This window comes from Streptomyces sp. NPDC020489, from assembly GCF_044386545.1.
Taxonomy (GTDB): Bacteria; Actinomycetota; Actinomycetes; order Streptomycetales; family Streptomycetaceae; genus Streptomyces.
Map to the genome: position 1 here is coordinate 49,287 of NZ_JBIRUZ010000010.1, position 19,221 is coordinate 68,507.

Below are 19,221 nucleotides of genomic sequence, written 5' to 3' on the forward strand. Positions count from 1 at the left end.
CGCCAGGCCTGAAGCCCGAAAGCTGCCACTGAGATGCTGCGCTTCCTCCTCCGCCGGATCCTCGGCTCACTCGTGATCCTGGTCCTGCTGACCGTGGTCGCCTTCCTGCTCTTCTTCGGCATGCCCCGCGACCCGGCGCTGCTGATGTGCGGCAAGACGTGCACGCCCGGCGCCCTGGAGAACATCCACCACACGCTCGGACTCGACAAGTCGATCCCGGAGCAGTTCTGGATCTTCCTGTCCGGACTGGTGGCCGGCCGCGACGACTTCGCCCAAGGCCCCTGCCCCGCCCCGTGCTTCGGGTACTCGTACCACACCAACGAGGCCGTCTGGACGACCCTGATGGACCGGCTGCCGCTCACCCTGTCGCTGGCGTTCGGCGCCACGATCGTCTTCCTGTTCGTCGGGCTCGGCACCGGCCTGCTCGCCGCCTGGAAGCGCGGCACCCTCGTCGACAAGACGTTCACCGCGGGCTCCATGGCGCTCAGCTCGATGCAGATCTACTTCCTGGGCCCGCTCGCGCTCGCCATCCTCGTGTACCAGACGCACGCCTTCGACGAACCCAAGTACACCCCCCTCACCGACAATCCCGCCGCCTGGTTCACCGGACTGATGATCCCCTGGGTCGTCCTGTCGACGATCTTCGCCGCGCAGTACACCCGTATGGCGCGCTCCGCGATGATCGAGCAGCTCCAGGAGGAACACGTCCGCACGGCCAAGGCCAAGGGCATGAGCGGCCGCTACGTCTTCTTCCGGTACGCCTGGCGCGGCTCCCTCATCCCGATCATCACCATCCTCGGCATCGACCTCAGCTCGCTGCTCGGCGGCGCGATCATCACCGAGTACACCTTCGGACTGCCCGGACTCGGCCGGCTCGCGGTGGACTCGGTGCAGTTCAGCGATCTGCCGCTGCTGCTCGGGGTGATGCTGTTCGCGGCCGGCGTGATCCTGCTGTGCAACATCGTCGTCGACGCCTGCTACGCCCTCATCGACCCGCGCGTGCGGCTGTCCTAGGAGTTTCGTCGTGACCACTCTGACCAAGGAGGCCGGGGCGCCCGTCCCGTCCGACGCGGGCGCCTTCCTCTCGGTGCGGGACCTGCACGTCAGCTTCCGGACCGAGGACGGCATCGTCCGGGCCGTCGACGGGCTCTCCTTCGACCTGGAGCGCGGCAGGACGCTGGGCATCGTCGGCGAGTCGGGCTCCGGCAAGTCGGTGACCAACCTGACCATCCTGGGCCTGCACAGCCCCAAGTTCACCACCGTCGAGGGCGAGATCCTGCTGGAGGGGCAGGAGTTGACCACCGCCCGCGAGTCGGAGCTGGAGAAGCTGCGCGGCAACAAGGTCGCCATGATCTTCCAGGACCCGCTGACCGCCCTGTCGCCGTACTACACGGTGGGCCGCCAGATCGCCGAGCCGTACATGAAGCACACCGGCGCCTCCAAGAAGGCGGCCTGGGTGCGGGCGGTGGAGATGCTCGGCAAGGTCGGCATCCCCAACCCCAAGGAGCGGGCGAAGGACTACCCGCACCAGTTCTCCGGCGGTATGCGCCAGCGCGCGATGATCGCCATGGCGCTGGTCTGCGACCCGGACCTGCTGATCGCCGACGAGCCGACGACCGCGCTGGACGTGACGGTCCAGGCGCAGATCCTGGACCTGCTCAAGGACCTCCAGCGGGAGTTCGGCTCGGCGATCATCTTCATCACGCACGACCTCGGGGTCATCGCCGACATGGCCGACGACATCATGGTGATGTACGCGGGCGGCGCGATCGAGCGCGGCACCACCCGCGAGGTGCTGCGCGCCCCGCAACACCCGTACACCTGGGGCCTGCTGAACTCGATGCCGCGGATCGACTCGGACCTCGGCGCCCCGCTCGCGCCGATCCCGGGCACCCCGCCCTCGCTGCTCAACCCGCCCTCCGGCTGCCGCTTCCACCCGCGCTGCACCTTCCAGGGCCGGGTCGAGGGCACCCGCTGCGTCGACGAACGCCCCCTGCTGGCCCCGGACCGCGCCTCCGCCTGCCATCTCACGGCGGAGCAGAAGCGGACCATCTTCATCGAGGAGATCAAGCCCAGCCTGGGCTAGGGCCTGTTGCGAAAGTGGCCTCTGCCGCGCGACGCCCGGCACGCACTCTCGCCGCACCGCCCGAAAGCCCGAGTACGCCCAGTACGAGGGCTTCCGGGCGGCACACCGAGAGCACGCACCGAACGCCGCGCGGCCGCCCTCCGGGCGACGAGGCCACTTTCACAACAGGCCCTAGGGGCCGGGCCGGCCGACCGGGCCGGCCGCAGGAGAACAGAGCATGTCAACCAAGTCGAGCGCGCGACCCCGGCATGATCCGCCGGACAGGTCCAAGGAGGACGCGTCATGAAAGAGGACCTGGTCCTTCCCGCCCCGCGTGAGGCGGGCACCGAGGACGGCGGGGAGCCGTTGCTGGTGGTCGAGGGGCTCACCAAGCACTTCCCGGTCAAGGGCGGCTTCCCGATCCGCCGTACGGTCGGCGCGGTGCAGGCCGTCGACGGCATCGACCTGACCGTGCGCGCCGGCGAGAGCTTCGGCCTGGTCGGCGAGTCCGGCTGCGGCAAGTCGACCACGGGCCGGCTGATCACGCGGCTCATGGAGCCGACGGCGGGCACGATCTCGTACCGCGGCAAGGACATCACGCATGCCAGCCGCCGCGAACTGGCGCCGATCCGGGCCGAGATCCAGATGATCTTCCAGGACCCGTACTCCTCCCTGAACCCGAGGCAGACGGTCGGGAAGATCATCTCCGGTCCCATGGAGATCAACGGCATCAACCCGGCGGGGGGCCGCGAGAAGCGGGTCCGTGAGCTGCTGGAGATCGTCGGTCTGAACCCCGAGCACTACAACCGCTTCCCGCACGAGTTCTCCGGCGGCCAGCGGCAACGTATCGGTGTGGCACGGGCGTTGGCTCTGGAGCCGAAGCTGATCGTCGCCGACGAGCCGGTCTCGGCGCTCGACGTCTCCATCCAGGCGCAGGTGGTCAACCTGCTCCAGAAGGTGCAGCAGGAACTCGGCATCGCGTTCCTGTTCATCGCCCACGACCTGGCCGTCGTACGGCACTTCTCGCAGCGCGTCGCGGTCATGTACCTCGGCAAGGTGATCGAGGTCGGCGACCGCGACTCCATCTACACCCGGCCCCGGCACCCCTACACCCACGCCCTGCTGTCCGCGGTGCCCGAGGTGAACCTCTCGGACGAGGGCGCGCCCGACCGGGAGCGGATCCGGCTCGCCGGTGACGTGCCCTCGCCCATCTCTCCGCCCTCCGGGTGCCGGTTCCGGACGCGGTGCTGGAAGGCGCAGGACAGGTGCGCGTCGGAGGAGCCGCCGTTGGTCCGGATCGCCGGGAACCGGCAGGGGCATCTGACGGCGTGCCACTTCCCGGAGGAGCCGACGATCGAGGGGCGGGACGAGGACATCGTGCTGGATCCCGCGCTGGCGGCGCTGGAGGAGGACCTGCACGACGAGTAGGTCCGCCGGGTCCCGGGCGCGGCCCGGTAGGCGATGATCGCAGCGCCCCTGGTCACGGGGCGCTGCGCGCCACCGTGACCAGTTCCGGGCTCTCCGGCGTCACCGGGCCCCTGCCCCAGTCGCCGTACTGCTCCTCCACCACCAGGCCCGCCTCCGCCAGGAAGCTCTCCAGGCCCCACGTGTCGAGGAAGCGCAGTGTGGTGGTGGTGACCTGAGGGCGTTCCCAGCGGACACCCTGGAAGGTCGACGTGAAGGTCACGCGGTCCCCCCGCACCGGCTCGACGACCTCGTGCCACATCCACGCCACCGCGCCCTCCGGGTCGGCGGCCTCGTATATGTGGTCCGGGGTCCAGGACTCCCAGGCGCGGGCGGACGGGTTGCGGGTGTCGAAGACGAAGCGCCCGCCGTCGGCCAGGGCGGCGCGCACCGCCCGTAGCGCGGTGCGCAGCTCGTCGTCGCCGAGGATCTCCTGGAAGGCGTGCCCGGTCATCGTGACCAGGTCGAACTCCCCGCGCCAGGCCACCGAGCCCAGGTCCCCGAGGACCCACTCCACGCGCGGTTCCCGCCGCCTGGCCTGGACGAGCATCGCGGCGGCCGGGTCGAGTCCCGTCAGCCGTCCCGGGTGGCCCATCTCCCGGCAGCGGGCGAGCAGCCGTCCGGTGCCGCAGCCGACGTCCAGGACGGTGGGCGCGGACATCACGCGGCCGGCGTAGAAGTCGTCACCCCGGCCCCACGGGTTGAGGGAGTCGTACAGCGCGGCGATTGAGAGATCCGCGAACGAGCGATCGACCATCGCGGCAGTCTTCCACAGGTGGTCGGGCCGTACGACGGGATCCGCCCAGGGCGAAGGCCCGCGCCCGGGGAGGCGCGGGCCTTCTTTCCCCTGGAACCGGACGTTCATGGGCTCGGGTCAATGGGCCGAGAAAGTCCGTTCCACAAGTGCGGCGGCTGACGGAAAAGGGGTGTTGTCAGACCGCCGCCTCGGGGTCCTTGGAGAGACGAGGGGCCGGCACGGTTCCCTCCGTCTCGGGGTGGTGGCACGCGGTCAGGTGGCCGGGCCTGTTGCCCTCGACCTGGACCAGCGGGGGTGCCTCGGTCGCGCACTTCTCCGTCGCCTTCCAGCAACGGGTCCGGAAACGGCAGCCCGAGGGCGGGTTCAGAGGAGACGGTACATCGCCCGTGAGGCGGATGCGCTCGCGGGTCGGTGTATCGTCCACCGTTGCCTCCGGCACGGCGGACAGCAGAGCCCGCGTGTACGGGTGGCGCGGGTTGCCGTACAGGTCCTCGCGGTCCGCGATCTCGACGATCTTGCCGAGGTACATGACCGCGACGCGCTGCGAGAAGTGCCGTACGACGGCCAGGTCGTGGGCGATGAACAGGAACGCGATGCCCAGTTCCTGCTGCACCTTCTGGAGCAGGTTGACGACCTGCGCCTGGATGGAGACGTCCAGCGCCGAGACCGGCTCGTCGGCGACGATCAGCTTCGGCTCCAGAGCCAACGCCCGTGCCACACCGATACGTTGCCGCTGACCGCCGGAGAACTCGTGCGGGAAACGGTTGTAGTGCTCCGGGTTCAGACCGACGATCTCCAGCAGCTCACGGACCCGCTTCTCGCGGCCCCCCGCCGGGTTGATGCCGTTGATCTCCATCGGGCCCGAGACGATCTTGCCGACCGTCTGGCGCGGGTTGAGCGACGCGTAGGGGTCCTGGAAGATCATCTGGATCTCGGAGCGGATCGGCGCCAGCGCCTTGCGGGACGCGTGCGTGATGTCCTGCCCGCGGTACGAGATGCTGCCGCCCGTCGGCTCCAGCAGCCGGGTGACCAGCCGGCCGGTGGTCGACTTGCCGCAGCCTGACTCGCCGACCAGGCCCAGGCTCTCGCCCTCGGCGACCTGGAAGTCCAGCCCGTCGACGGCCTGCACCGCGCCGACCGTGCGACGGATCGGGAAGCCGCCCTTGACCGGGAAGTGCTTGGTCAGGCCGGAGACGTCCAGGAGGGGGGTGGTGTTGCTCATGGTGGTGAAGTCCCGTCTCTGTTACGTCAGTGGGTCCGGGCGGCGAGGTGCTCGGTGAAGAGCTCGCGCTTCTGCTCGGCCGTCAGATGGCAGGCCGAACCGCGCCCGTCCACGACCTCCAGGGCCGGCCGCTCAGTGGAGCAGAGGTTGCCGGCGACCTTCTCGGCGAAGGCGCACCGGGGGTGGAAGCGGCAGCCCGAGGGCGGGTTGAGCAGCGAGGGGGGCGAGCCGGGGATGGGGGAGAGCGGCACGTCGACCGGCCCGGTCAGGCTCGGCATCGAACCCAGCAGCCCCAGCGTGTAGGGGTGGTCCGGCGAGCGCAGCACCTCCGCCTTGGTGCCCCGCTCCACACAGCGGCCGCCGTACATCACCAGCACGTCGTCCGCGATGTCGGCGATGACACCGAGGTCGTGGGTGATGAAGATGATCGCGGTGCCGAACTCCTGCTGGAGGTCCTTGAGCAGGTCCATGATCTGGGCCTGGACCGTCACGTCGAGGGCGGTCGTCGGCTCGTCGGCGATCAGCAGCTCGGGGTCGCAGACCAGCGCCATGGCGATCATCGCGCGCTGGCGCATACCGCCGGAGAACTGGTGCGGGTAGTCGTCCACCCGCATGTCCGGCTGCGGGATGCCGACCCGGCGCAGCATCTCGACCGACCGCGCCCGGGCCTCGCCGCGGGAGGCGCCGGTGTGCTTGCGGTAGGTCTCGCCGATCTGGGCGCCGATGGTGTGGTACGGCGACAGGGAGGCCAGCGCGTCCTGGAAGATCATGGACATCTTGTTGCCGCGCAGCTTCTCCAGCTCACGCTCGGAGGCGGTGATCAGCTCCTTGCCGTCGAGCAGGATCTCACCGTCGAGCCTGGTGTTGCGCGGGTCGTGCAGGCCCAGGACCGCCATGTTGGTGACGGACTTGCCGGAGCCGGACTCACCGACGATGCCGAGGGTCTGGCCCTTCTCCACGTCGAAGGAGAGCCCGTCGACGGCCTTGACGACACCGTCCTCGGTGGAGAAGTGGACTTTGAGGTCGCGGACGGAGAGGAAGGGGGTGCTCATGGTCTCTCCTTAAGCGAGGCGCACGCGCGGGTCGATGAGGGCGTACAGGGCGTCGACGACGATGTTGAACACGACGATCGCGCCGGCCGCGACCAGGACGACACCGAGCAGCATCGGCAGGTCGTTGGTGCTGACCGCCTTCACCGAGAGCATGCCGAGCCCCTGGAGGCTGAACGTCGACTCGGTGATGATCGCACCGCCGAGCAGGACGCCGAGGTCGAGGCCGAAGATGGTGACGATCGGCCCCATCGCGCCGCGCCAGGCGAAGCGGAAGAAGACCGTACGGCGGGACAGGCCCTTGGCGCGGGCGGTACGGACGTAGTCCTCGCTGAGCGCCTCCACCATCTGGGAGCGCGTCATCCGGGTGTAGTTGGCCGTCCAGATCAGCGACAGCACGATCCACGGCACCAGCAGGCCCTTGGCCCAGGCCGCCGGGTCGTCGGTGAACGGCGTGTAGCTGGCCCGGTCCAGCACCTGCCACTGGTCGACCAGCAGGTAGGTGGCGAGGACGCCGACGACGTAGATCTGCATCGAGGAGGCGACGAGCGAGGCGGAGCTCGCGATCTTGTCCACGGCCTTGCCCTGCTTCACGGCGGCCAGCATGCCCGTGCCGATGCCGAAGATCAGGTAGATGACCGAGCTGCCGAGCGAGAGCGACAGGGTGGTCGGGAAGCGGTCCATGATGGTGCCGAGGACCGGCTCGCGGTTCTGGAACGAGTAGCCGAGGCAGGGCGCGTTGCAGTTGCCGAACGACGTGTAGTCGCGGCCGACGAAGATGCCCTTGAGCCAGTCCCAGTACTGCACGGGCAGTGGATCGGCGATCCCCAGGTTCTTCCGCACCAGCTCCAGGGTCTCGGGGGTGCAGGCCTTGCCGCAGGCGATGCGGGCGGGGTCGCGCGGGGCGGCGTAGAACAGGACGAACACGATCGCGCTGATGATCAGCAGGATCACCGCGGCGCCGAGAATTCGTCGGACAAGGAAGCGGAGCATGGCAGTTGGGATTTCCTGACGGATGCCGAAGGGGGGAAGGAGGCGGGGCGGCCGAGGGCCGCCCCGCCACGAGGGCCGGTCGTCAGGCCTTCACGAACGTCTTGTAGAGCAGGGTCGCGGAGAAGTTCGGGTCGAACATCGCCCCGCCGACCTTGTTGCCGTAGACGTAGTAACGGCGCTGGTACATCTCGGGGATGATCGGCGCGACCTCTTCCATGATCCGCTTGTCGAGGGCGGCCCAGGCCTCACCGGCCTTCTTCTGGTCGGTGAGGACCATGTTCTTCTGGATGGTCTCGTCGATCCAGGAGATCTTCGTCTGCGAGACGTTGTAGAGACCGTCACCGACGCTGGCGCTGTCGAACAGCGGCTGGATCATCGTGTAGGCGGTCGGCCAGTCCGGGGACCAGCCGAACCACATCACGTCGTAGCTGTTGTCGACCTTCTGGATCTGGTCGTAGTACGAGGTGGAGTCGACCGGCTTGATGACCGGGGTGAAGCCGGCCTCCTTCAGCGCGTTCTCGATGACGACCTTGGTCTTGTTGTAGGTCGGGTCCTGCGGGAAGGCGTAGACGATCTTCATGCCCTCCTTGCCGGCCTCCTTCAGCAGCTTCTTCGCGGCGGCCGGGTCGCCCTGCGGCTTCTTCAGCTTGCCGTAGATGTCGAACTTCTCGCGGCCGAGGATGTCGGGGCTGAGGATCGTGGTCGCGAAGTCGCCGGAGGACGGGCCGCCGTAGATCTGGCGGATCTGCTGGAGCGGCCAGGCCATGTTGAGGGCCTGGCGGACCTTCAGGTCGGTGACGCGCTTGGTGTTGATCGCGTAGTAGTACGTGCCGGTGAGCAGGCCGTTGAAGGTGCGCTTCTTCAGCTCCGGGTCGGTGAGGACCTTCTGGATGCGCTCGGCGGGCACGCCCTTGTAGATGGAGACCGCGTAGGCGTCGGTGCCCTGGGAGGCGATGAGACGGTCCGTGGAGTCCAGCGTCTCGATGCCGAAGGTGAACTCGAAGCCGTCCGGGTAGGCGTTGCGGATCGAGTCGGTCGCCGGGTCCCAGTGCTTGTTGCGGACCAGCGTCATCGACTTGTCGGTCGTGTGGTTCTTGATCTTGTACGGACCACAGGCGGCCGGCTTCTTGTCGTACTTCTCCTTGGTGTCCAGCTTCGGGGACACCGCGGCGTACGAGTGCATCGCCATCGTGAAGTTGAAGTCCGGGCGGGCCTCGGCCAGCTTGAAGGTGATGGTCCGCTTGGCCTTGTCCGTCACGATGGAGTCGAGGTGCTTGCCCTTGTAGGGGCCCTCGTAGGCGTCACGCCACTTGCCGCCCTTGCCGGTCAGCGCGATCTGCACATAGCTGGCGGACTCGATGATGTACGGGGCCCACAGGCGCTCGATGCCGTGGCGGACGTCCTCGACGGTCAGCTCGCTGCCGTCCTCCCACTTCAGACCCTCCTTCAGCGTGAAGGTCCAGGTCTTGCCCGCGTCGGACATCGTGCCGGTGTCCGTGGCCAGGTCGCCGACGAGCTTCTGCGAGCCGTCCTCGGCGACCTTGTAGCCGGTCAGGCAGCGGTGCAGGAGCAGCGCGGCGGTCGAGTTGTACGCGTAGTAGATGCGCCCCGGGTCGAGGTGCGAGAAGTCGTCGGGGGCCAGGCCGTAGATCGTCCCGCCCTTCTTCGCCCCGGTGATCTCCGGCGCGGGGCCGGTGGAGTCCGCCGCGGTGCCGACGGTGACCTTGGAGTAGGTCTTGGCGCCCTCGGTCGCGCTGCCGCCGCCACCCCCCGCGTCGCCGCTGCTGCACGCGGACAGCAGTGTCGAGCCCGCCGCCGCGACGGAGGTGGCTATGACGAAGTTTCTGCGGGAGAGAGACATGGCTGACCCGATTTCTGTGGATTGGGATGGTGCGGGGAGTCTCCGGCCGGGCCCCGTCGCCCGCGCGGAGAGGGAGAGCTCAGCGCTTCGTCTTGGGGTCCAGCGCGTCGCGCACGGAGTCACCGAGGAGGTTGAAGGCGACGACGAAGATCACCATGGACAGGCCCGGGAAGAGCATGAAGGTGATGTCGTCCTGGTAGTACTTGGCGCCGAACTGGAGCATGACGCCCCAGTCGGGCGTGGGGTCGGTGAGACCGACGCCGAGGAAGGCGAGGCCCGCCTCCGCCGTCACGTAGGCGGGCAGCAGGAGCGTCGACTGGATCAGGATCGGCGTCCACAGGTTGGGCAGCAGTTCCTTGAAGATGATCCGGGCCGGCGAGGCGCCGGTGACCTTGGCGGCCTCCACGAACTCCCGCTCGCGCAGGGCGAGGACCTCGCCGCGCAGCAGGCGGGCGATGGAGGCCCAGCCGAAGGCGGTCATGACCGTGATGAGGCTGGTGACCGTCAGCCAGATCGGGGTGTTCTCCTCGGGCGACACGAAGATCGCCAGCACGACCGGCCAGAAGGCGATGAAGAACAGCGTCTGCGGGAAGGCCAGCAGGATGTCGATGACCCGGCCGACGAAGTAGTCGGTGCGGCCGCCGAGGTAGCCGGCGGTGATGCCGACGACGACACCGAGCATGACGGTCAGGAGCGTGGCCGCGGTGGCGATGAGCAGCGAGTTGCGCATGCCGTACAGCAGGAAGGTCAGCACGTCACGGCCGAGCTGGGGCTCTACGCCGAACCAGAAGTCACTGCTGATGCCGCCGTTGGGCTTGATCGGGAAACCGAACTCGTTGAGCAGCCCCGGAGTGTTGATGCCGTACGTCGTGTACGGGTTCTTGCCGTACACCTTGGCGATCAGGGGGGCACCCAGCGCGACGACGAAGAAAAAGAGGACCACGTAGCCGGATATGACGCCCGCGCGGTCCCGTTTGAAACGGCTCCAGGCGAGCCGTCCCGGCGAACGGCTCTCGTTGCCCTTGAGAGCCGAGGACTTCACCGGTGCCGCGCTGTCTTCGTCGGACACCTCGAGTGAAGTGACCGGGGAAGGGGTTGGGGGGGTCATGTTGCTCCGTGCCCTGTGGATCAAGGACTCCGCAGGGCGGTCCCTACGGGCTACGCCGGACTTTTTCAACGCAATTCATTCAAGGTCAATAAATTCTCGGTCGGCTTGGGTTTCTCTTTACTTTCTTTACTCGTCTTTGACCTCCCTGTAGCTACGCGTGTAGCGTGCCGTGATCACCTTGTGTCTTACATCGGGCCAACTGGCCTAATCGGGCAATGGGTTCGATATGCGGACGGCGAGGTGTCGAAATCCGTACATAGGAGGGTCCCAATCCAACGGTTCCGCATCGGATGGTGAAGATCCATTGCGCCCCTTGTGGGACCCCGTGGAGGCGGGGGCCGGAGCTTCCCGGGTCGCTCCCCTAAAGGGTCAGTGCATGTGCGGTATGACTGTTTTGCGTCGATATTGGCCGGTAACGGACCAGAGCAGTCATACAGGCAGAGCAGTCACACAGGAGGCACTCCATGCGCGGAGCCACGCACGCCAAATGGGCCGCATGCGCGGCGGCGGTAGCCCTCGCCGCCACGGCCTGCGGGGGCGGGGACAGCGACAGCGGCGGTGGCAGTGGCGACGGCAGCGCGACGCTCAGCTCCTCCTGGGGAGACCCGCAGAACCCGCTGGAGCCCGCCAACACCAACGAGGTGCAGGGCGGCAAGGTCCTCGACATGATCTTCCGGAGCCTCAAGCGGTACAACCCGGAGACCGGCAAGGCCGAGGACATGCTCGCCGAGAAGATCGAGACGAGCGACTCCCAGAACTTCACCATCACCGTCAAGGACGGCTGGACCTTCAGCAACGGCGAGAAGGTCACCGCCAAGTCCTTCGTGGACGCCTGGAACTACGGGGCGAGCCTGAAGAACAACCAGAAGAACGCGTACTTCTTCGGCTACATCGACGGCTACGACAAGGTCCACCCCGAGGACGGCGGCAAGCAGAGCGCCCAGACGCTCTCCGGACTGAAGGTCACCGGCGACCGGACCTTCACCGTCAAGCTCAGCCAGAAGTTCTCGACCTTCCCCGACACCCTCGGCTACCCGGCCTACGCCCCGCTCCCGCGGGCCTTCTTCACCGACCACGCGGCCTGGGTGAAGAAGCCCGTCGGCAACGGCCCCTACACGATCGAGTCCTACACCAAGGGCTCGCAGATGTCCCTGAAGAAGTGGGACGGCTACCCCGGTGAGGACAAGGCGCAGAACGGCGGTGTGACCCTGAAGGTCTACACCGACAACAACACCGCCTACACCGACCTGATGGCCGGCAACCTCGACCTGGTCGACGACGTCCCGGCCGCCCAGCTCAAGAACGTCTCCAGCGACCTCGGCGACCGCTACATCAACACCCCGGCCGGCATCATCCAGACCCTCGCCTTCCCGTTCTACGACAAGAACTGGAGCAAGGACGGGATGGAGAAGGTCCGCACCGGCCTGTCCCGCGCGATCAACCGCGAACAGATCACCAAGACGATCTTCCAGAAGACCCGTACCCCCGCCACCGACTGGACCTCCCCGGTCCTCGGCGAGGACGGCGGCTTCAAGGACGGGCTGTGCGGCGACGCCTGCGACTACGACCCGGCGGAGGCCAAGAAGCTCGTCAAGGAGGGCGGCGGCCTTCCCGGCGGCAGCATCAAGATCACGTACAACGCGGACACCGGCTCGCACAAGACGTGGGTCGACGCGGTCTGCAACTCCATCAACAACGCGCTCGACAACGACAAGGCCTGCGTCGGCAACCCGATCGGCACCTTCGCCGACTTCCGCACCCAGATCACCGACAAGAAGATGACCGGGCCGTTCCGGGCGGGCTGGCAGATGGACTACCCGCTCATCCAGAACTTCCTCCAGCCGCTCTACTACACCAACGCCTCCTCCAACGACGGCAAGTGGACCAACACGGAGTTCGACCAGCTCGTCGACGAGGCCAACGCCGAGACCGACACCGGCAAGGCGATCGGGAAGTTCCAGCAGGCCGAGGAGGTCGTCCGGGACAACATGGCCGCCATCCCGCTCTGGTACCAGAACGGCAGCGCGGGCTACTCGGAGCGGCTGTCCGACGTGAAGCTCAACCCCTTCAGCGTCCCCGTCTACAACGAGATCAAGGTCAGCTGACCGGCCATGGGACGCTACGTCGTCCGGCGTCTGCTCCAGATGATCCCGGTGTTCATCGGCGCCACCCTCCTGATCTTCCTCATGGTCAACGTGATGGGCGACCCCGTCGCGGGCCTGTGCGGCGACCGGGAGTGCGATCCCGCCACCGCCGCCCAGCTGAAGAAGGAGTTCGGCCTCGACAAGCCGGTCTGGCAGCAGTACCTGACCTACATGGGGAACGTCTTCACCGGCGACTTCGGCACCGCGTTCAACGGGCAGAAGGTCACCGAGCTGATGTCGACGGCGTTCCCCGTGACGATCCGCCTGACGATCGTCGCGATCCTCTTCGAGGTCGTCATCGGCATCACCCTGGGGGTCGTCACGGGCCTGCGGCGCGGCCGGCCCGTGGACACCTCGGTCCTGATGTTCACGCTCGTGGTGATCTCCGTCCCGACCTTCGTCACCGGTCTGCTGCTCCAGCTCCTGCTCGGCGTCGAGTGGGGCTGGATCAAACCGTCGGTGTCGACGGACGCCACGTTCGGCGAGCTGATCGTGCCGGGGCTGGTGCTGGCGTCGGTGTCCCTGGCGTACGTCACCCGGCTGACCCGCACCTCCATCGCGGAGAACAGCCGCAGCGACTACGTCCGTACGGCGGTGGCCAAGGGCCTGCCGAGGCGGCGGGTCATCACCCGGCACCTCCTGCGCAACTCCCTGATCCCCGTCGTCACCTTCATCGGCACCGACATCGGCGCCCTGATGGGCGGCGCGATCGTCACCGAGCGCATCTTCAACATCCACGGCGTCGGCTACCAGCTCTACCAGGGCATCCTCCGCCAGAACACCCAGACCGTCGTCGGCTTCGTCACGGTCCTGGTGCTGGTCTTCCTGGTGGCCAACCTGGTCGTCGACCTCCTGTACGCCGTACTCGACCCGAGGATCCGCTATGCCTGAACCACAGGAGCCCGAGGGCGCGATCGCCGGGACGGGGATGGGCGGCGCCATGGACCTGGCCGTGAGCGAGGCGACGACGCTGGAGAAAGGCCCCGGCGGCCCCGGCTCCTTCGACCGGCCCCGCTCGCTGTGGTCCGACGCCTGGCGCGACCTGCGCCGCAACCCCGTCTTCATCGTCTCCGGCCTGGTCATCCTCTTCCTGGTCGTGATCTCCCTCTGGCCGTCCCTGATCGCCTCCGGCAACCCCCTCAAGTGCGACCTCGCCAAGGCGCAGGAGGGCTCCCAGCCCGGACACCCCTTCGGCTACGACGGCCAGGGCTGCGACGTCTACACGCGCACGGTGTACGGGGCCCGCACCTCGGTGACGGTCGGCGTCTGCGCCACGCTCGGGGTCGCGATCCTGGGCTCGGTCCTCGGCGGACTGGCCGGGTTCTTCGGCGGGTTCTGGGACTCGATCCTCTCCCGCGTCACCGACGTCTTCTTCGCGATCCCGGTGGTCCTGGGCGGCCTGGTGCTGCTGTCGGTGGTCACCAGCAACACGGTCTGGCCGGTGATCGGCTTCATGGTGCTGCTGGGCTGGCCGCAGATCTCCCGGATCGCCCGAGGCTCGGTGATCACGGCGAAACAGAACGACTACGTGCAGGCGGCGAAGGCCCTGGGCGCCTCGAACTCCCGCCAGCTGCTGCGGCACATCACGCCGAACGCGGTGGCCCCGGTGATCGTCGTGGCGACGATCGCCCTCGGCACGTACATCGCGCTGGAGGCGACCCTGTCGTACCTCGGCGTGGGCCTGAAGCCGCCCACGGTCAGCTGGGGCATCGACATCTCCTCGGCCTCCGCCTACATCCGCCAGGCCCCCCACATGCTCCTCTGGCCGGCCGGCGCCCTCGCCCTCACCGTCCTCGCGTTCATCATGCTCGGCGACGCGGTCCGCGACGCCCTCGACCCGAAGCTGAGGTGAGGGCGTGAGGGTGTGGGAAGCGAGCCCGAGCCCGAGCACGGGCGGTGTCCGGTGCGGCGGTCCGGCCGGGGGTGCCGGTGTTCGGGTTCCTTTCGCCGGGCGGCGTGTGCGTGGCGTGTGTGGTCGTGCGGCCGGGGGTGCCGGTGTTCGGGTTCCTTTCACCGGGCGGCGTGTGTGTGGCGCGTGCGGCCGCCCGGCCGAGGGCGCCGGTGTTCAGGTTTCTCCCGCCCGGCGGCGCGTGTGCGGCGCCCTCGACCGGAAGCCGAGGTGAGTCGGCGTCATGCTGCTCGAAGTGCGTGATCTGCATGTGGAGTTCCGGACCCGGGACGGGGTCGCCAAGGCGGTCAACGGGGTCACCTACTCGGTGGACGCGGGGGAGACCCTGGCGGTGCTCGGGGAGTCCGGGTCCGGCAAGTCGGTGACGGCTCAGGCGGTGATGGGGATCCTCGACATGCCGCCCGGACGGATCACCGGCGGCGAGATCCTCTTCCAGGGCAGGGACCTGCTCCAGCTCAAGGAGGAGGAGCGGCGCAAGGTCCGCGGCGCCGAGATGGCGATGATCTTCCAGGACGCGTTGTCGTCGCTGAACCCGGTGCTCTCCGTGGGCGACCAGCTCGGCGAGATGTTCGTCGTCCACCGCGGGATGTCCAAGAAGGACGCCCGCGCCAAGGCCGTCGAGCTGATGGACCGGGTCCGCATCCCCGGTGCCAAGGAGCGCGTCAGGCAGTATCCCCACCAGTTCTCCGGCGGTATGCGCCAACGCATCATGATCGCGATGGCGCTGGCCCTGGAACCGGCCCTGGTCATCGCCGACGAACCGACGACCGCGCTCGACGTCACCGTCCAGGCCCAGGTCATGGAGCTGCTCGCGGAGTTGCAGCGCGAGTACCACATGGGGCTCATCCTCATCACCCACGACCTCGGCGTCGTCGCGGACGTCGCGGACCGGATCGCGGTGATGTACGCGGGCCGGATCGTCGAGTCGGCCCCCGTCCACGACATCTACAAGGCCCCGGCGCACCCCTACACCAAGGGCCTGCTGGACTCGATCCCGCGCCTGGACCAGAAGGGCCAGGAGCTGTACGCGATCAAGGGGTTGCCGCCCAACCTGCTGAACATCCCGCCGGGCTGCGCGTTCAACCCCCGCTGCCCGATGGCCCGGGACCTCTGCCGCACCGACGTACCCCCTCTGTACGACGTCGACGACACACGGACGAGTGCCTGCCACTTCTGGACGGAGTGCCTCCATGGTTGAGCCGATCCTGGAAGTGAACGGACTGGTCAAGCACTACCCGTTGACGCAGGGCATCGTGTTCAGGAAACAGGTCGGTGCCGTCAAGGCCGTGGACGGTGTGGACTTCACGCTCAACAGGGGCGAGACCCTCGGCATCGTCGGGGAGTCCGGCTGCGGCAAGTCGACGGTGGCGAAGATGCTCGTCAACCTGGAGCAGCCGACCGCCGGGTCGATCAAGTACAAGGGCGAGGACATCACCACGCTGTCCGGCAAGGCTCTCAAGTCGGTCCGCCGCAACATCCAGATGGTCTTCCAGGACCCCTACACCTCCCTCAACCCTCGTATGACGGTGGGCGACATCGTCGGGGAGCCGTACGAGATCCACCCCGAGGTGGCTCCGAAGGGCGACCGCAGGAAGAAGGTCCAGGACCTCCTGGACGTGGTCGGCCTGAACCCGGAGTACATCAACCGCTACCCCCACCAGTTCTCCGGCGGCCAGCGCCAACGCATCGGCATCGCGCGGGGGTTGGCGCTGCGCCCCGAGGTGATCGTCGCCGACGAGCCGGTCTCGGCGCTCGACGTCTCCGTCCAGGCCCAGGTCATCAACCTGATGGACCGCCTGCAGAACGAGTTCGACCTCTCGTACGTCTTCATCGCCCACGACCTGTCGATCGTCCGCCACATCTCGGACCGGGTGGGCGTCATGTACCTGGGCCGCATCGTCGAGATCGGCAGGGACGCGGAGATCTACGACCACCCCACCCACCCCTACACCCAGGCGCTGCTCTCCGCGGTGCCCGTCCCCGACCCGGAGGCCCGCGAACACCGCGAGCGCATCATCCTGTCCGGCGACGTGCCCTCACCGACGAACATCCCCTCCGGCTGCCGCTTCCGCACCCGCTGCTGGAAGGCCCAGGAACGCTGCGCCCTGGAGGTGCCCGCCCTGGCCGTGCCTGCCGAGTTCCGCCACCTCCCGACCCCGGCGGCCCACGACTCGGCCTGCCACTTCGCGGAGGAGAAGCGGGTGGTGCCGGTGGAGGCGGACGGTGAGGGAGCGGGGGCGGGGCCGGGGACCGGGAGCTGACGCCCGGGGCCCGGTCGCCGGTCACCAATGCCGCAAACGCCCACCAATCGCGTTAACACGCAGGCAACTTGACTGACCCGGTCCCGATATACGGACGCGTCAGGCTGGTCAGCGTACGGCCGTGCGGGTGCCGTAAGCGGACCGGGGTGCGCCATGTCACCCCGGTCCGTTGCCGTCTCTACAGGCCCAGCGCGCGCTTGAGGAAGTCGACCTGGAGGAGGAGCAGGTTCTCGGCGACCTGTTCCTGCGGGGTCATGTGAGTCACGCCCGACAGCGGCAGCACCTCGTGCGGGCGGCCGGCGGAGAGCAGGGCCGAGGACAGCCGCAGGGCGTGGGCGACGACCACGTTGTCGTCCGCGAGGCCGTGGACGATCATCAGGGGCCGGTGCGGCTCGGCGGGCGAGGAGAGCCCCTCGTCGGTGAGCAGCGAGCTCTTGGCGTACGCCTCCGGTGACGCCGCCGGATCACCCAGGTACCGCTCCGTGTAGTGCGTGTCGTACAGCCGCCAGTCCGTCACCGGCGCCCCCGCGATCCCCGCGTGGAAGACGTCCGGGCGCCGCAGCACGGCGAGCCCCGCCAGCCAGCCGCCGTACGACCAGCCCCGGATGGCCACCCGGGAGAGGTCCAGCGGGTGGGACCTCGCCAGGTCCTGGAGCGCCTCGACCTGGTCGTCCAGGGACACCGTCAGGTCCTGGTGGATCGCCTTCTCCCAGGCCGGCGAGCGGCCGGGCGTGCCGCGTCCGTCGGCGACGACCACCGCGAACCCCTGGTCGGCGAACCACTGCGAGGTGAGGTGCGCGTTGTGGGCGGCCAGGACGCGCGGTCCGTGCGGCCCCCCGTAGGGGTCGAGCAAAACCGGAAGTGGCTCATCCCCTTGGTGGTTCCGAGGCAACAGCACGGCGCACGGGATCCGTCGTGCGCCCCCCTCGGTGAGCGTCACGCGCGGGGACATACCGGGATCTTCGGCATACGAGGTGACAGTCGCCGTCTGCTTCCCGTCCCGCAGCACCCGCACCCGGCTCCCGGGCCGGTCCGGCGTCGCCGACACCAGGACCGTGACAGCCCCGGCGCGCACCGCCGAGTGCACGCCCGGTTCCGGCGAGAGGCGCTCCATGCCGAGCTCGTTCACCCGGTACACGTGCACCTCGCCGGTCTCCGGCGCCGCCGCGTGCTCCCCGGCCGACGCCGAGATCAGCACGTCGTCGTCGGAGACGTCCAGCACGGCACGGACGTGCAACTGCGGCCCCGTCAAAGGGCGTTCGCCCACGGCCAGCACCCGCGCGCCGCCCTCGTCGGCGATCCGGACCAGCCGCCCGGAAGGGCTCCAGCAGGGCACTCCCGGGAAAAGATCAAGCCAAGTTGGATCTTCGTCGGCGTGCACCATCCGGGTCGTCCCCGACCCCGGGTCCACGGCCAGGAACAGCTGGCTGCGCTGGTCCCGGGCCTGCACCAGCAGCAGCGGGGCGCCCGCGGCTGACCAGTGCACATGCGCCAGATACGGGTAGCGCGAGCGGTCCCACGCGACCTCTGTGCGCGTCCCGTCCAGCCCGATCACGAACAGCCGCACCTCAGCGTTCGGCGTGCCCGCGACCGGGTACGCGACGTGCTGTGGATCACGTTCGGGTCGGGCCGGGTCGGAGATCCACCAGCGCTGCACCGGCGTGTCGTCCACCCGCGCGACCAGCAGCCGATCCGACTCAGGCGACCACCAGAACCCCCGCGACCGCCCCATCTCCTCGGCCGCGATGAACTCCGCGAGCCCGTAGGTGACCCGGCCCGCCCCCGCCGCGGGCTCCGGTTCGGCCAGAGGCCGGTCGCCCTCGCCCTCGGCGCCCGTGACCCGCAGGGCGCCCTGGGCGACGTAGGCGACGAACCGGCCGTCGGGGGAGGGGCGAGGGTCGATCACCGGTCCCGGGACCCGGAGTTCACGTGCCGTCCCGGCCCGCAGCTCCGCCGCGAAAAGCCGCCCTGACAAGGCGAAAGAGGCCAACTCCACCGCCGCGTCGGTGGCGTAGCCGACGATGCCCGCGCCGCCCTCACGGCTGCGCTCGCGCCGCGCCCGCTCCTCGGGGGAGAGGTCCTCCGAGGCACCGCCCAGCAGGGCGCGCGGGTCGGCCGCCACGCGCTCCCCGCCGTCCGCGGGATCGAGCACCCACAGCGAACTCGCCCGGTCCGTACCGGAGGACGAGCGCAGGAACACGACACGGGAACCGTCGGGGGCCACCGTGAACGCACGCGGCGCGCCGAGCGTGAACCGCTGGGTCCGGGCGTGCCGGCGGGGGAAGGAGTCGGACGTCGTCGTCATGGTCCGACCTTAGTTTGGCCATGCGCCCCCTTGTGCGGCCGTGCGCCGACCGATGCGCGCGCACGGATAGTTATGATCACTAG

General features: G+C 68.7%; 15 protein-coding genes. 8 read left to right on the forward strand and 7 right to left on the reverse strand.

All coding sequences use genetic code 11. The annotated features are described in order from the left end of the window. The first annotated feature begins 33 nt into the window (after positions 1-33). The 3 genes from ACH41F_RS26015 to ACH41F_RS26025 all read left to right on the forward strand — a co-directional run bounded on the left by ACH41F_RS26015 (position 34) and on the right by ACH41F_RS26025 (position 3,493). Complete coding sequence (locus ACH41F_RS26015; RefSeq protein WP_391243682.1) at positions 34-1,014, forward strand: ABC transporter permease subunit; 981 nt, start codon at positions 34-36, stop codon at positions 1,012-1,014. A 10-nt stretch (positions 1,015-1,024) separates the two neighbouring features. Further along, a complete protein-coding gene (locus ACH41F_RS26020) occupies positions 1,025-2,086 on the forward strand; it encodes an ABC transporter ATP-binding protein (RefSeq protein WP_398837751.1) in 1,062 nt (353 codons plus the stop codon). A 282-nt stretch (positions 2,087-2,368) separates the two neighbouring features. After that, on the forward strand, positions 2,369-3,493 hold the full coding sequence (locus ACH41F_RS26025) for an ABC transporter ATP-binding protein (protein ID WP_398837752.1): 1,125 nt from the start codon (positions 2,369-2,371) through the stop codon (positions 3,491-3,493). 52 nt (positions 3,494-3,545) lie between these two features. Here the strand turns inward: ACH41F_RS26025 and ACH41F_RS26030 are convergent, their stop codons facing one another. The 6 genes from ACH41F_RS26030 to ACH41F_RS26055 all read right to left on the reverse strand — a co-directional run bounded on the left by ACH41F_RS26030 (position 3,546) and on the right by ACH41F_RS26055 (position 10,519). Further along, complete coding sequence (locus tag ACH41F_RS26030; RefSeq protein ID WP_398837754.1) at positions 3,546-4,286, reverse strand: class I SAM-dependent methyltransferase; 741 nt, start codon at positions 4,284-4,286, stop codon at positions 3,546-3,548. Between the two features lie 175 nt (positions 4,287-4,461). Then, positions 4,462-5,508 (reverse strand): dipeptide ABC transporter ATP-binding protein, encoded by a 1,047-nt coding sequence (locus ACH41F_RS26035; RefSeq protein ID WP_391243695.1) that lies wholly within the window; start codon positions 5,506-5,508, stop codon positions 4,462-4,464. Positions 5,509-5,534: 26 nt separating this feature from the next. Further along, complete coding sequence (locus ACH41F_RS26040) at positions 5,535-6,560, reverse strand: oligopeptide/dipeptide ABC transporter ATP-binding protein (RefSeq protein WP_391243698.1); 1,026 nt, start codon at positions 6,558-6,560, stop codon at positions 5,535-5,537. Between the two features lie 9 nt (positions 6,561-6,569). Then, positions 6,570-7,550, reverse strand: coding sequence for an ABC transporter permease subunit (locus tag ACH41F_RS26045; RefSeq protein ID WP_391243700.1), 981 nt, complete (start codon positions 7,548-7,550; stop codon positions 6,570-6,572). A gap of 82 nt (positions 7,551-7,632) precedes the next feature. Further along, on the reverse strand, positions 7,633-9,411 hold the full coding sequence (locus ACH41F_RS26050; protein WP_391243703.1) for an ABC transporter substrate-binding protein: 1,779 nt from the start codon (positions 9,409-9,411) through the stop codon (positions 7,633-7,635). Positions 9,412-9,490: 79 nt separating this feature from the next. Further along, the gene (locus ACH41F_RS26055; RefSeq protein ID WP_391243706.1) at positions 9,491-10,519 is read right to left on the reverse strand and encodes an ABC transporter permease subunit; all 1,029 of its coding nucleotides are present in this window, start codon (positions 10,517-10,519) and stop codon (positions 9,491-9,493) included. Positions 10,520-10,983: 464 nt separating this feature from the next. Here ACH41F_RS26055 and ACH41F_RS26060 point away from each other — a divergent pair, with 464 nt between their 5' ends. The 5 genes from ACH41F_RS26060 to ACH41F_RS26080 all read left to right on the forward strand — a co-directional run bounded on the left by ACH41F_RS26060 (position 10,984) and on the right by ACH41F_RS26080 (position 16,833). Then, a complete protein-coding gene (locus ACH41F_RS26060; protein WP_391243709.1) occupies positions 10,984-12,624 on the forward strand; it encodes an ABC transporter substrate-binding protein in 1,641 nt (546 codons plus the stop codon). A gap of 6 nt (positions 12,625-12,630) precedes the next feature. Next, complete coding sequence (locus ACH41F_RS26065; RefSeq protein WP_391243712.1) at positions 12,631-13,554, forward strand: ABC transporter permease subunit; 924 nt, start codon at positions 12,631-12,633, stop codon at positions 13,552-13,554. Beyond that, complete coding sequence (locus tag ACH41F_RS26070) at positions 13,547-14,515, forward strand: ABC transporter permease subunit (RefSeq protein WP_391243715.1); 969 nt, start codon at positions 13,547-13,549, stop codon at positions 14,513-14,515. Before ACH41F_RS26065 ends, ACH41F_RS26070 begins: the two co-directional genes overlap by 8 nt. 280 nt (positions 14,516-14,795) lie before the next feature. Next, positions 14,796-15,770: an oligopeptide/dipeptide ABC transporter ATP-binding protein gene (locus ACH41F_RS26075; protein WP_391243718.1), complete on the forward strand. Its 975-nt coding sequence runs from the start codon at positions 14,796-14,798 to the stop codon at positions 15,768-15,770. After that, complete coding sequence (locus ACH41F_RS26080) at positions 15,763-16,833, forward strand: ABC transporter ATP-binding protein (RefSeq protein WP_398837757.1); 1,071 nt, start codon at positions 15,763-15,765, stop codon at positions 16,831-16,833. Before ACH41F_RS26075 ends, ACH41F_RS26080 begins: the two co-directional genes overlap by 8 nt. 178 nt (positions 16,834-17,011) lie before the next feature. Here ACH41F_RS26080 and ACH41F_RS26085 read toward each other — a convergent pair whose 3' ends face one another. Further along, positions 17,012-19,138 (reverse strand): prolyl oligopeptidase family serine peptidase, encoded by a 2,127-nt coding sequence (locus tag ACH41F_RS26085; RefSeq protein WP_398837758.1) that lies wholly within the window; start codon positions 19,136-19,138, stop codon positions 17,012-17,014. Positions 19,139-19,221 lie beyond the last annotated feature (83 nt).